A 13,544-nucleotide genomic window follows, 5' to 3' on the forward strand; every position below is an offset into this window, starting at 1 on the left:
TGTTCGTAAATTAATACTTAGAAAAAACTACTATCGTTCCCATATTTTTTTTCAGATCCGCTCGGCTTTTTTATTCGGTCATTTGATGTTAATTAAGGAATTAATTGTTTTAATTAGTTGCTGATTGGAAGTACGAGATTTGACCAGTGCGGCAGCAACACCTTCCGCAGCTTCCATGCTTACTTCTTTCCCAGAGAAAACTAAAGCAGGAATTGGTTTGCGAGGATTAGAGTTAAGAGTACCTAAAAGTTCTAAACCGGAACCATCAGGTAAACTGACATCAAGAATCACTAAATCAAAAGTTGTTTCGGTTAACTTTTGTTTGGCTTCCTGGAGATTGGCGGCTGTCTCGAGATTGGCTATTTCTTGCAAGATAGCAGAAATTACCTGAGTTAAATCCGGATCGTCTTCAACATGAAGAATTTGGGGTTTGCGATCGGCTTGCATTAAAACTGCTTGTTTGATTGCGGCAATCAAACGGTCTTGGTCGATTGGTTTATCCAGCCAATCAATAACAGCAAAACTGCCGCCATTTAATTCTTTTTGTCCTTGTTGTGCGGTTGCCGAGACAACAATAATTGGTAAAGATTTGGTAGTTTCTTGCTGCCGAAGTTCGCGAATTAAAGAAATACCACTGCGATCGGGTAGTGCCAAGTCTACTGTCATGGCAACATAGTTATTTTTGGCTAATAAATCTTGAGCTTGAGAGGCACTATAGGCGAGATCGGCAAGTAAACCTTCTTGCTTAAACATTAAACTCAAGAGCATGGCAATATCGCGATCGTCTTCACAAATGAGGATTTTGCGGCTTTGGGGAGAATGAGTGCGAATTAGCTGTGCTGGAGTTGTTTCCCGCCATTCTGGTAACTCAAAGTAAAAAGTTGTTCCCACATTAGTTTCAGTTTCAAAATTAATTTTTCCTCCTAAGCGCTCGACAATTGCTTTACAAATACTCAAACCTAACCCAGTTCCGGGTTGACGACGACTGCTGGAAGAATCTGCTTGGACAAATTTTTGAAAAATCTGGGGACGAAATTCTTCAGGAATCCCTTTACCGTTGTCGATAACTGAAACACGGATATAAAAGTTATTTGTTGATAGTGAGGCTTTAGCGATAGTTGCAAGTTCAAGGGGCGCATTTTTGTCTTCAGTTAATTTTACGGGCGATCGCTCCTCTGAAGCTGGGTAACGTTCGACTTTAACGGTGACAGTACCATTTTCGGGAGAGAACTTGGCAGCATTAGAAAGTAAATTAGCGAGTACCTGAAGTAGGCGATCGCGGTCTACATTGACTTTAACTTCTGCTAACTCGGTTTCTAGCTCAAATTTAATGCCATATTGTTCTCCGTAAGCCTGATTATCTTCTAATGACTGTTCGACCAAAGGAATTAAATTCAATGGTTTTAGATAAAAATCCATTTTGCCAGATTCAATTTTTTCAATGTCCAAAATATCGTTAATTAATAAAATCAACCGTTCGCTGTTTTTATAAGCGATATCTAGCAGGGATTTTGCTTGAGCAGGTAATTCGCCGGCAACACCACCAAGAATTAAACTTAAAGAACCTCGTACTGAAGTTAAAGGAGTTCTCAACTCGTGGCTGACAATGGAAACAAATTCATTTTTTAGTCGTTCGATTTTCTTGCGTTCGGTAATATCTCGTTCGATTGCTAAAACTTCATCCTCACCGTTAACGACAATGCGCGTTTCGTAGTTAGAATTTTTCTCATTAATTGTTAATTCATATTCAAATACTTGAGTTTCGTTAGTTTCTAAAGCTTGGTGAATGTATTTTAAGTGTCGATCGGCTAAATCACTGGGCAAAATTTCCCTAATGTTTTTGCCAATTTGTTGATGAGGTGTAGCTATCAGATTTTTATCTTTATCTGCTTTTACATCCAGATAAGTTCCATCTTGATGAATGCGACAAATTAAATCAGGAATAGCATTAAGGAGAGCGCGAGTTTTAGCTTCACTTTCACGCAATACTTCACTTTGACGTAAAGCTACTTCTGCTTGCTTGCGCTCGGTCATATCAAAAATTACTCCATCTAGATAATTAACAGTACCATCTTCAGTAAAAATTGCTTGACCTTGTTCGTAAACCCAACGGATTGACTTGTCAGCGCAAATCAAGCGATATTCAAACTGAAAAGGTTGTTTATTAGCTATTGCTTTGCTTACTTGCTGTTCAACTTTAGCTCGATCTTCTGGGTGAATTATCTCAGCAAAACTGCGTACTTGGTTCTGAATAAAATCACTAGTGGGATAGCCGCTCAGATCGGCGATCGCGTCGCTGATATATTCCATCGTCCAATCGCGATCGCCAGCACAGCGATACACTACTCCCGGAATATTCGCTACCAAGGTACGGAAGCGAGTTTCGCTTTTTTGCAGAGAATGAATCAACTGATTTTGGACAATCTCTGAACGTTTGCGATCGCTAATATCTCGAAAATACCAAATCCTCCCATATCGATCGCCAGAAGGCGATCGCACTGGTGAAGAATAACAGTCAAAAAAACGTCCGTCTTGTAAACGAATTTCTTCGCACCAACATTGTAATGGATAAGTAGATAAACTTTTTACATTCGCCAGGAATTCTTGGGGGTTTTTCAGTTTCGATCTTAAGTAACCAAGCAATTTTTTCTCTTCACCAGCAATGATTACTTCATTGGGAATTTTCCACATTTCTATAAAACGCTGATTGTAAGTGGCAATTTGGCGATTTTCGTTAATAACTAAGATTCCATCTAAGGCGGCTTCTTGTTGCGCTTTTAATAAAGTATTACTCCGTCTTACTGTTTCTTCAGCAGCTTTTCTTTCGCAAAGTTCTGTTTTTAATTGCTCGAATAAATCTGCTTGCTGAATTGCTATTCCGAGTTGCACGCTGAGTTGTTCGAGTAATTTTACTTCTCCCTCTTGCCATTTTCTTGTTGCTCGACAGTGGTGAGCAATTAGTAAACCCCACAAGTGATTCGAGCTGCTAGTTTGCTGACTTTTTTCTATTCTTTGGAAAATCGGAACAATTAAATTAGCTTTTACTTGCAAACTTGCTAATAGTTGCACGTGACAAGGTGTTAAGTCAGCGTTGTGAATATCATCAATAATGCGACTTTTTCCTTGACGATAAGTCGGAGCATATTTTTCTTGAAAGCAGCGATCTTCAAACTGTCGATCCTTCAGCGATCGCCAATTTTTACTTACTGATTCAACTACTACTTTACCACTTAAATCTGGATTGAAACGATAAATTACTACCCGATCGGTTTCCAGAGTATTTCTAACTTCTTCTACGGTTGTAGTCAGAACCGAGTCTAAATTTAAATGCTGGCGAATTCGCTCTTGCATTTTCGTCAATAACTGTTCTCTCTCCAGCATTTCCCGGAGATTATTTTCTGTTTCTATTCGGTCAGTTACATCATTTTGAATTCCAATAAAATTGATTAATTCATTTTGTTCGTTATATACTGGAGAAATGCGTAATTCGTTCCAAAAACTCGTACCATCTTGACGATAGTTTTTCAGAATTACACAACAATCTTTACTTTTTTTTATCGCTGCTCGAACTTTTTCTATTTGTTGAAGATCGGTATCGCTGCCTTGAAGAAATTTACAGTTTTTGCTAATAACTTCACTGGAAATATATCCCGTTAATTGCTCGAAATAGGGATTAACATAGATTAAGGGATTATTTTCTTGGGTGGCATCGCTAATAACAATTCCATTTGTAGAAGCAGCGATGGCTCGTTCTAATAATTTTAGGTACTCTTGGGATTGTTTTTGTTCTGTAATGTTACGGGTTATTTTGGCAAAACCGCTTAACTTTCCTTGCTCATTTTGTAAAGGAGCGATCGCGATCTGCGCCCAAAATTTTGAGCCGTCTTTTCGCAGTCGCCAACTTTCGGTTTCTAGTCTTCCCTCGGAAACTGCTTTTGCTAAATTTGCTTCAGGTTCGCCTTTGGAGATCGCTTCTGGTTCGTAAAAACAAGCGAAATTTTGTCCCAAAATCTCCGATCTTAGATAACCATAAATTTCTTTTGCTCCTGCATTCCAAGAACTGATAAATCCTCGCTCGTCGAGCATAATTATGGCATAATCTTTGACATTGGTGACTAACAAACGTAATTGTTCTTTTTCGGGTTGAGTACAGACTTCTCGAAATAAAATTAAGCCACCAATTTCGTCGGTTTTTGTTCGCCAAGGACTAACTTTCCACTTAATTAGTTTGCCAATCTCGTCACTCAACTCTGACCAAGTTTCGTGACTTCCTGTGATACTTTTTTGAAGTTTGGCTCTGGTGCGATCGCTAACTTCTCTACCTAACTCATAAAATGATTTTCCCTTGAGATCTTCTGCTATACCTAAATCTTCACTCCATTGACGAGAAGCTATTAAATAATTCATCTGGCGATCGCACATCGCTACTGCTACCGGAGTTTGTTCGACAAATAATTCGAGTAATTCTTGACTTTTTGACTCTTTCATGATAATAATATTCGGTTGATAAAAATTGACTGAAAATAAAAGTAAGATCCTTTGTCGGCAAGATATTCTTTAGTAATCGAGCCGGGAGTAGTAGGTGTTTTCAGGTAAAAACGGACAGAGAAAGAGACTTGAGTTCTTACACCTAATATAAACTTTTCTCTGGGAAGACGTTAGAGCGCTTTATCCCTCTGGAGAGGGATGAGGCAAATTTTCAAGTTTTTTTGTCGCTAAAACCGAGGATACTTGCAGATTCGCTGACAAATGTGAGGCAAGATCCACTTTCAGTTTCCTCCTCCAGAAAGAGGCAGTACAACCCCTGTATTAATCAATATTAGTTAGTTTGGCAATTAAACTTAGGAAACTGTTTCAAGTAAATTTGAGTACGATCCTGGCGCACTTTTTTCGCATAACTCTCATAGGTTCGAGCGTTCTTAGTCTGGTTTGAAGCCGCCGCCGCTTTTGTCACACCTGACGATCTTGACAAATATGTTCGCATCAGTGCCAACCCAGAAGCACATATTGAATGGTTAGCTAAAGATTTAGAACTAGGATTTGAGAAGATCATTTTGCATAATGTCAACCGCGAGCAAGAAAAGTTTATTGAGGTATTTGGGGATCGAGTTTTGCCAAAACTTAGTGGTGATTAGAGATTAGCGATTGGCGATCGCTGCTTAATTCCATTAAAATGCCATCGGTGAGCGAAGCGATCGCGATTTTCCTATTTCTAGCCAAAATTTATCCGGGACAACCCCAGAGAGCCAAGAATATTAATTATTGTGGAACTAACTTATCGTCTCCACACTTGCGATCCTACCTGGTTGAGCGAGTTCATTTTCTTAACAGTTAAATTCAAGCTCTTAATTCAGGGTTTTGAACCATAGCATCCCTATGAAAAAAATTTCTAAACCACTAACTTCTCTTTTGGCTGGAATCTTACTCATCGGCTTAAGTAGCTGTAATCTAGCTTCTACAGAAAAAAACTCTCTTGGAGAAAGATTGCCTGAATCTCCTCAGAGCGAAACTTCTACTCCTAATCCGAAGAGCAATCAAAGTCAATCTCTCAAAGCTAACCAACCGAATACAGTTACAGTTAACGTCTACCATGCCGATAGTCAGTGCCAAACGCTCGTACCGGAAACAGTAGCTGTTCCCGATGATAACTCCATAGAAGCAGCGATCGCCAAAGTCCTCGAATATAAAAACACTACTGATTTTGAACTAGCGGGATATCGCATCAATGTCAATTCCCAAAACGGTGTCGCTACTTTAGATTTGCGGGTTGCACCTGACTCACCCCGACAGTTTGTTTCTCTCTCTAGTTGTGAAAAATTTGCCTTATTTGGTAGTCTCCAAAAAACGCTTACCGATAATACACAATGGGACATTAAAGAAGTAATTTTCACCGAAAAAGGCGAAGAAATTTTGCTCTAGTTTCTCGTGCGATCCCGGCATCTAATCTTCATTCATCTCTCCGCTAAATCGAATATTTTAGCGGGAGTTTTTTGCATAATCCGAATCAATTCTCCAGCAACTTTACTATCTACAGGCTTACTAAAGAAGTATCCCTGCGCTGATTCACACCCTAACTCTTGCAATTTTTCTAGCTGTAGTTTCGTTTCTACACCTTCGGCGACTACATCCATACCGAGATTGTGAGCTAACATCACGATTGTGCGGACAATTTCTGTACCACTGTCAGCAGTTCCCAATCGACTTAAAAAAGAGCGATCGATTTTTAAAGTATCGATAGGAAACTCATGTAAGCGACTTAAAGAAGAATAACCTGTCCCAAAATCATCAATACACAATTTAATTCCCTTAGCTTTAAGCTGCTTGACTGCGGAATCAGAGTTAGCTACTGTTTCTAGGAAGCAACTTTCAGTAATTTCTAATTTTAAACAGTGGGGTTTAATTTTAGTGTGGCGACAAATTTGTGCCAAAGTCTCGCAAAAATTAATTTGTTTAAACTGAACGCCAGAGAGGTTCACACTCATAACTAAATTATCTGCTTCTCCCGATTGCTGCCATTCACCTAGCTGCTGACAAGCTTCTTGGAGAACCCACCAACCTAGCGAGTCAATTAAGCCCATTTCTTCTGTTACGGGGATGAACTCACTGGGAAAAATTAAACCACGAATCGGATGATTCCAACGCACTAAGGCTTCAAATCCAATTATTTGCCTTGTTGCTAGTTCAATAATTGGTTGATAATCAAGGAAAAATTCTTCTCTTTCCAGCGCCCGACGCAAATCATTTTCCAACTGCATTCGAGCCATGACGCCAATTTGCATAGCTGGATTAAAAACTTCGTAAGGTAATTGCCTAAGTTTTGCCTGATACATAGCTACGTCTGCATCGCGAAGCAAATCTTCTGGTTGCTGGTAATTAAAACTGCTAAAACTGATGCCAATGCTAGCTCCGGTAAAAACTTCATAGTTATGTAATTGAAAAGGTTGTTTGAGTCGCTCTTCAATTAGTTGGGCTATTTGAATTGCTTGGGAAAAATCTTCAATTCCTTCGAGTAAAATTGCAAATTCATCTCCTCCCAGACGAGCTACTTTTTTCGTTATCGGTAAGGAAGTTTGCAACCAAGCCGCAAAACTTTTCAGTAATTCATCGCCTACGGGGTGTCCCAAACTATCGTTAACTACTTTAAAGCGATCGAGATCGATAAAAAGTAAGGCGTAAAGATAATTTCGATTTAAATGAGCTAACTCGATCGCGTATTTGAGCCGTTTCATAAACCAGTCGCGGTTGTGCAAACCTGTGAGACTGTCGTGAGTGGCTTCGTGGATGAGTTTTTCTTCGGCAAGGCGGCGGGCAGTAATATCTTCTACTGTACCTTCGTAATAAATTATTTCTCCGTTTTTGTTTTTGACGGCGCGAGCATTTTCACTAATCCAAATCGTGCTACCATCTTTGCGATAAACTTCTGATTCAAATGCGGATACACGCCCGTATTTTTCCATTAATTTGGCAAAATAAGTGCGGCGGTGGGGATCGACATACAGTTGACCGCCAATGTTAGTTAAAATTTGGATCAGTTCTGCTGGGGAATCGTAGCCGTAGATATTGGCTAGGGCAGGATTAGCACTTAAATAACGTCCGTCGGGTAAGGTTTGAAAAATGCCTTGAGTGATGTTTTCAAAGATACTGCGATATTTGGCTTCTGCTTCTTTGAGTGCTGTTTCTGCTTGTTTGCGTTCGATCGCGATCCGAGTTAAGTTAGTTGTGTCTTCGAGTAACTGCCAGTCTGAGGGTGTAGGCGTACGTGGTTGGCGATAGTAAATAGCAAATGTGCCGAAGATTTTACCTTGGCTAGAAGATATTGGTGTAGACCAACAAGCTCGTAGTCCATGACTTAAGGCTAGAGAGCGGTAATTTTCCCAGAGGGGATCGCTGGCAATATCTGTAACTATAACTGGTTTTTGATAATAGGCGGCTGTACCGCAGGAACCAGCATGGGGAGAGATTTCTATTTGGGAGAGAGCTTGAATATAACTTTGAGGTAAACTAGGAGCGGCTAGAATCTGTAAATGTTTTCCTTGGGCATCAACAACTAAAATTGAACCTAATAAACCGTCTGAGTTGGCTTCGATGCTTTTGACTAAGATATTTAAAGTATCTTCTAGAGATGCGTCGCTGGCAATGGTTTCTAGGACTTGTTTCTGACTTGCTAAAAGATCTTCTGCTTGTTTGCGATCGCTGATATCTCTGGATACAGCCACTATTTCGCATACTTGTCCCTTCTGGCGATCTACGCTTCCTGCTTTAGTAAAGCGATCGTTGATTCTTTTGATGCTTGTTTCTAACCAAATGTATTTGCCATTTTTGTGCTGAATGCGATAAGTAATTGTCTGGTTGGTGGTAAGGTCTTCTAAGGTGCTGTTATATTGTTGAATTACTTCTAAGTCTTGCGGATGAAACAATTCGTAGGGAGAACGACCGATTAATTCTGATGGTTCGTATCCTAGGAGAGTTTTACAAGCGGGAGATACATAAGTAAAAACTCCATCTCTTCGATGTCGAGAAATCAGATCGGTGGCGTTTTCTGCTAGCAGTCGATATCTCTCTTCGCTTTCTCGTAATGCTTGTTCTGCTTCCTTACTTTTCGTAATGTCGGTGATAAATCCCTCTACGTCAATTAGTTCTCCGGAGGGGCTAAAAATACCTCTACCTGTTTCCCAAAACCATTTTTTCTCTCCGCTTTTGGTTCTGATCCGATATTCTACTTCATAAGGTTCTTGAGCCGCGATCGCTGTTTCGATCTTCTCTAATACGTTTGACAAATCTTTTGCATAAATAATATCGTTATATTCCATTTCCCCTTTGTTGGTTAGTTCTTCGGCTCGATAACCCGTTAAAGCAAATACTCCTTTACTAAGATATTTCATTGACCACTTGCCATCATTGATGCAAGAGAATACTATCCCAGGCAATAAGTCAATAAAAATACTTAGTCTACTTTTGCTTTCTCCCTTTTTTAGTTTTGCTTGTTCGCTGGCAATAGTTTCCTGCACGAGCGCAATAACCTCCTCTGCGACCCGGGGAACAATTTGAGTTTCGTCTTCCCACTTTTTCTCTTCAGTAACAATTTATACTGATTTTTTTCTTTTTCTGATTTTAGCCTTATCTATTCCTGGAGATAGTTAATAATTTTACCCTCAAAAATCAGCTTAACAACAATTTTCCTCGCTTTAGTTGCTTGGTTTATTTATCTTGGCATATTTCTATCTTCAAAAAAATATTTATGGCGCTTTCTTGACAATTTTCCCTTCTTTAATTTAACTTTTTATCTGTTATATAACATCTTTTTTCTCAGCGTCTACTTATTTTTAAGAGTATTTTGTTTATTTCTGTAAAGAATGGTAACATTAAATTAACTTTTTGGGCAAGCAAAGTCTTCAAACTCAAGCAAAGATTGAGCTTAAGCTTGAATAGGGAAAATTAACTATTGTCAAAATTACTCTCTTGAGATTTGACCAAGAATAATGGGTTTCAAGCCCCGTCCTTATAGGACGGCTTTGATGCTATTCTAAGAAAGTAGCCTGGTACAGACAGGATTCGTCGGTACTGTCTTAAGTTGACGACGTAAAGCGATACCAGTACATGAGGCGCGAACAACCTCTTAAAAAACGCACCGGACTCGACAGAGTACCGAAAACCAGTGGTTAAGAAATTTGCTTTTTCGAGTATCGTGGGGCGCACGAGAATTTACGCTTGGGGAGATATATCCCACTGGAACTAATTGCCGCTCTTGATAAAATTGCTTTTTTGTTAATTTGTCAAGGGAGGGGTCGAATCGGCGAGACTGATTCCTTTTAGTTGTAAGGAGTGTCGTTGAACCAAGAATCCCCGCGCCTTTAGGCAGGGGAGCGTCAAACGACTGAGACAACCTACACCCCCAAAAGACTATCGGGTAGGAATCGAAACGATCGCGATTCTGAGGGTAAAATTTGATCTGGGGATTTAGTCTAGTTCGAGAATTACCGGAGCGTGATCGCTAGGTTTGACTTGCTTTCTCGGCGTCACATCAATTGTACAAGACTTTGCTCGATCGTAAAGATTCATTGTGAGATAGTGATGGTCAATGCGCCAACCTCTGTTACCCTGGAAGGCGCGAGTGCGATAGTCCCACCAACTATAATGTCCCCCTTCACTGGTAAACTTACGAAAGGCATCAGCTAAACCAATTTCTAAAACGGCTTGTAATGCTTGTCTTTCCGCAGGAGAGGACATGATCTGCTTTTCTTTTCCTTCAGGGTTATGAATATCTCGATCTTCTAAGGCAATATTAATATCTCCGCAGACACATAAATTGCCTGGGGGTTTAGCTTGTAAAATTTGCAGATATTCCCGCAAAAGTTTTAACCAATTGAGTTTATAGGTGTATTTCTCGCTACCGACAGCCGAACCGTTGGGAACGTAAAGATTAACTAAACGTATTCCGGCAACTACGCCGCTAATGACCCTTTTTTGTGCGTCAAACTCGCCGACTTGCTCTCCGCCTAAAATCGGCGTAAAACCAATTATGACATCTTCTAGGGGTGTTTTACTGAAGATAGCCACGCCGTTATAAGCTTTTTGTCCGGAAATATAAAGATGATAGCCTAACTCCTCAAAAGTTTTTCGGGGAAAATCTTGGTCGATTACTTTGGTTTCTTGTAAGCAAAGAACATCAACTGGATTCGCCTCTAACCAGTTTACTACCTGCGGCGATCGCGTGCGGATTGAGTTGACATTCCAAGTGGCTATTTTCATTCTTGATTACTAATTTAGGTAGTTACTATTGGGGAAATGGCTGTTTGTGCAGTCAGTTTCAACCCAGTTCTTAGCATACCCTGATTTTAGTTCTCTCTTTCCCATTGCTCTAGCTAACTGACTGCTGAACCCAATTTAACTAACTTTTAATGCTTACCAAATGTCCAACTTGGTGATGAGTATAGTCAACAAACTCAACTGCGATCGCAACTATTAATTTTCCCAACTATCTTGAATCAAATTGTTGCCAAAATGTCTTTTTTGTGCTTCTTTCTCAACAATAGCAACGAATATCTTCGCCACATTCGTCAGCTAAATAACAGAGTGCGCGGAATCTTAAACCAACTACTTCTTCGTAAAGTGGATTTAATTTGCACAACGGCGGAATGTGAGCAATTTTACGCCCAAATAAATAAATATCTCTCTCGAAAGGACATTGTACTGGTATAGTTCGACAAAGTAAATGTGCTATCCATTGATTCTTAATTTTTACTTGATTTAACCATTGACGAAGTGGATATAACCAGTCAATTGATTGGTTTCTTCCGAAAATTAGTGTATTCATCTTTTGGAGGTTGTTATTGGTTATGTCAAACACGATCGGCTTTCAATTAACTTCTATAATTTGAGTCTAACCATAAATAAAAGAAATCGCCAGGGTTTATAAATATAAAAAATTTTTATCAATTATAAATTTGACTTAACTCCCGTCTCCTGGAGGGAAAAAAGTGAATCTCGCCCCAATTTGTTTATTTTCTGATTGGAGGAAATAATTTACCTCTTAAGGAGGAATACATCGGCTAATTTTTCTCCCTAAGAGTGATGAAGAGACGAGCTTATTTATTTAAATTGAGAGGTAGTATAGCAACTTAATCTACTAAGTTTAGCTGAATCTATAACGATAATAAAAAGAGGTTATTATGAAGAGCGCAACTCGAATTACTTTAGCAACCACCTTAGCATCAATTACGGCTATAGGCGCAGGATTCGGTTTTGCCAAAACCACAACTGCATCGCCGACATTCAGTCAAAATTCGTTGATAATCAGTGATTGTAGTCGCTCTGGTTGCACTTCCTATCGAGCCAACTACGAAGACGCGATCGCGCAAGGTATAATCGAAAGACCATCGCTAGTAGCTGATGAAAATGAAGCGGTAAATCTCGCTAGACAAGCTTTAGATCGAGATAATAAAGAAGAAGCTGCTCGTCGTCTTGCTCAAGCTTTAGTAATTATCTCTGAAGCAGAAAGTCAAGAACAAGCATTAGCCGCAGAAAGAGCATTAGATGCGGAACTTTTAGAAGAAAGAGGACAAACTTTACGGGAAACTCTACCCTTATTCGGAGAAATTTTCCCACTCATAGAAAATCCTTACAGCTAACCAAAATCTTGAATCTAATCCTGTAAACTACAAGATAAGTGTAGTTTGACAAGAAGCTGAGGAGAAAACACCATGACAGAAATTATTTTTTTAGTCGAGGACGATCCTGAAGGTGGCTATGTAGCCAGAGCAATCGGTGAATCTATCTTTACTCAGTCTGATAGCATTCAAGAACTACGAGAAATGGTTAAAGATGCTGTTCATTGTCATTATCCTGATGAAGCAACTCGTCCAAAACTAATCCGTTTACATATCGTTCATGATGAGGTTATTGCTTCATGAAGTTGCCGAGAGATTTATCTGGTGATGAACTCGCAAAAGCTCTGCAAAAATTAGGATATGCGGTTGACCACCAAACAGGTAGTCATCTAAGATTAACAACTCAAGAGAACGGAGAGCATCATGTTACTATTCCTAACCACAAACCGATTAAAGTAGGTACGCTTAGTGCAATCTTAAGAGATATTGAAAACCACTTTAAGATAACTCGTGAGGAACTTTTAGAGCAACTTTTCTCTTAATTAATTAGTTATTTCAATTTCCTTCAAGCAATCTGGGATAGATTCAAAAACAGCTTAAACAGCGATCGCATTCAGCTTCAAGTAACTTTATAAAATTTGCTCTTTAGCGATCGCTCTTTCAAAAATAGAGAAGATTACCTGGAAAATCAGCTAGAATTAACCAAAATCTCTTGAAGTATCTCAAGGCTAAATCATGCAGATAAAAGTCGAAGTTCCAGATGAATTGGCGATACGATTGAGTTCGTTCGAAGATCAGTTACCACAAATTTTAGAACTGGGTTTGCGGGAATGGAGTGCAGATGCTCAATCTGGATTTTCTGGATTGGCAGATGTTGTCGAATTTTTGGTAAATCTTCCCACTCCAGAGGAAATTTTGGCTTTAAAACCCTCTGAAGCATTACAAAAGCAGATCGAAAATTTGCTGGAAAAAAATAGGACAGTTGGGTTGACACCTGAAGAGGAAAGATCGTGGCAACAATATGAATATGTTGAGCATTTGGTGCGGGTAGCTAAAGCTAAAGCATTACTGAAACTTAAGGGATCGTAAAGCATGAGCAAGGCTTATGTTTCTGCTGCACTCAGACGCTTAGTTTGCGATCGCGCTCATTTTGCTTGTGAGTATTGTTTAATGCGGTGAAATTTCAGTTTTTGTTCCCCATGAGATCGATCGTATCATTGCGGAAAAGCACGGTGGACAAACAGAGGAAAATAATTTGGCGTTAGCTTGTACAATCTGCAACAAGTATAAAGGGAGCGATCTGGCTTCAATCGATCCCATAAATGGAGAAATGGTGAGATTGTATCATCCTCGTCGCGATCGCTGGCTTGACCATTTTAAATTAGAAAAAGGCGAAATTATACCATTAACTGCTATTGGAAGAGTAACAGTGAAATT

Annotated in this window: 9 protein-coding genes and 1 pseudogene; 6 read left to right on the forward strand and 4 right to left on the reverse strand. The window is 39.5% G+C overall.

What is annotated here, in order from left to right:
• Window positions 1–78: 78 nt before the first annotated feature.
• A complete protein-coding gene (locus G3T18_RS02615) occupies window positions 79–4,488 on the reverse strand; it encodes a PAS domain S-box protein (protein ID WP_224408965.1) in 4,410 nt (1,469 codons plus the stop codon).
• An 888-nt stretch (window positions 4,489–5,376) separates the two neighbouring features.
• Between G3T18_RS02615 and G3T18_RS02620 the strand changes: the two genes are divergently transcribed.
• Complete coding sequence (locus G3T18_RS02620; RefSeq protein ID WP_224408966.1) at window positions 5,377–5,919, forward strand: sporulation/spore germination protein; 543 nt, start codon at window positions 5,377–5,379, stop codon at window positions 5,917–5,919.
• Between the two features lie 32 nt (window positions 5,920–5,951).
• On the opposite strand, the gene G3T18_RS25690 is transcribed toward G3T18_RS02620, so the two are convergent.
• From G3T18_RS25690 to G3T18_RS02645, 3 genes are all read right to left on the reverse strand, one after another.
• Window positions 5,952–9,008, reverse strand: a complete 3,057-nt coding sequence (locus G3T18_RS25690; RefSeq protein ID WP_318013919.1) for an EAL domain-containing protein — start codon at window positions 9,006–9,008, stop codon at window positions 5,952–5,954.
• 949 nt (window positions 9,009–9,957) lie between these two features.
• Window positions 9,958–10,749 (reverse strand): exodeoxyribonuclease III, encoded by a 792-nt coding sequence (gene xth, locus G3T18_RS02640; protein WP_224408967.1) that lies wholly within the window; start codon window positions 10,747–10,749, stop codon window positions 9,958–9,960.
• Between the two features lie 274 nt (window positions 10,750–11,023).
• Entirely contained in the window at window positions 11,024–11,314 is a 291-nt protein-coding gene (locus tag G3T18_RS02645; RefSeq protein ID WP_224408968.1) for a Mo-dependent nitrogenase C-terminal domain-containing protein, read from the reverse strand.
• A 355-nt stretch (window positions 11,315–11,669) separates the two neighbouring features.
• On the opposite strand from G3T18_RS02645, the gene G3T18_RS02650 reads away from it, so the two are divergent.
• The 5 genes and pseudogenes from G3T18_RS02650 to G3T18_RS02670 all read left to right on the forward strand — a co-directional run.
• Entirely contained in the window at window positions 11,670–12,128 is a 459-nt protein-coding gene (locus G3T18_RS02650; protein WP_224408969.1) for a hypothetical protein, read from the forward strand.
• 72 nt (window positions 12,129–12,200) lie between these two features.
• The gene (locus G3T18_RS02655; RefSeq protein ID WP_224408970.1) at window positions 12,201–12,410 is read left to right on the forward strand and encodes a 2-oxoisovalerate dehydrogenase; all 210 of its coding nucleotides are present in this window, start codon (window positions 12,201–12,203) and stop codon (window positions 12,408–12,410) included.
• Window positions 12,407–12,649 carry a type II toxin-antitoxin system HicA family toxin gene (locus G3T18_RS02660; RefSeq protein ID WP_224408971.1) on the forward strand — a complete coding sequence of 81 codons (243 nt, stop codon included), beginning with the start codon at window positions 12,407–12,409 and terminating at the stop codon, window positions 12,647–12,649. Before G3T18_RS02655 ends, G3T18_RS02660 begins: the two co-directional genes overlap by 4 nt.
• Window positions 12,650–12,884: 235 nt before the next feature.
• The gene (locus G3T18_RS02665; RefSeq protein WP_224408972.1) at window positions 12,885–13,196 is read left to right on the forward strand and encodes a hypothetical protein; all 312 of its coding nucleotides are present in this window, start codon (window positions 12,885–12,887) and stop codon (window positions 13,194–13,196) included.
• A 166-nt stretch (window positions 13,197–13,362) separates the two neighbouring features.
• Window positions 13,363–13,544: pseudogene (locus G3T18_RS02670) on the forward strand (HNH endonuclease); the annotation flags it as partial.

The organism is Oscillatoria salina IIICB1, from assembly GCF_020144665.1.
Lineage (GTDB): Bacteria > Cyanobacteriota > Cyanobacteriia > Cyanobacteriales > SIO1D9 > IIICB1.

Coding starts and splice junctions, on each gene's coding strand:
- G3T18_RS02615 (WP_224408965.1), bottom strand. CDS start 4,488: ATGAAAGAGTCAAAAAGTCAAGAATTACTCGAATTATTTGTCGAACAA.
- G3T18_RS02620 (WP_224408966.1), top strand. CDS start 5,377: ATGAAAAAAATTTCTAAACCACTAACTTCTCTTTTGGCTGGAATCTTA.
- xth (WP_224408967.1), bottom strand. CDS start 10,749: ATGAAAATAGCCACTTGGAATGTCAACTCAATCCGCACGCGATCGCCG.
- G3T18_RS02645 (WP_224408968.1), bottom strand. CDS start 11,314: ATGAATACACTAATTTTCGGAAGAAACCAATCAATTGACTGGTTATAT.
- G3T18_RS02650 (WP_224408969.1), top strand. CDS start 11,670: ATGAAGAGCGCAACTCGAATTACTTTAGCAACCACCTTAGCATCAATT.
- G3T18_RS02655 (WP_224408970.1), top strand. CDS start 12,201: ATGACAGAAATTATTTTTTTAGTCGAGGACGATCCTGAAGGTGGCTAT.
- G3T18_RS02660 (WP_224408971.1), top strand. CDS start 12,407: ATGAAGTTGCCGAGAGATTTATCTGGTGATGAACTCGCAAAAGCTCTG.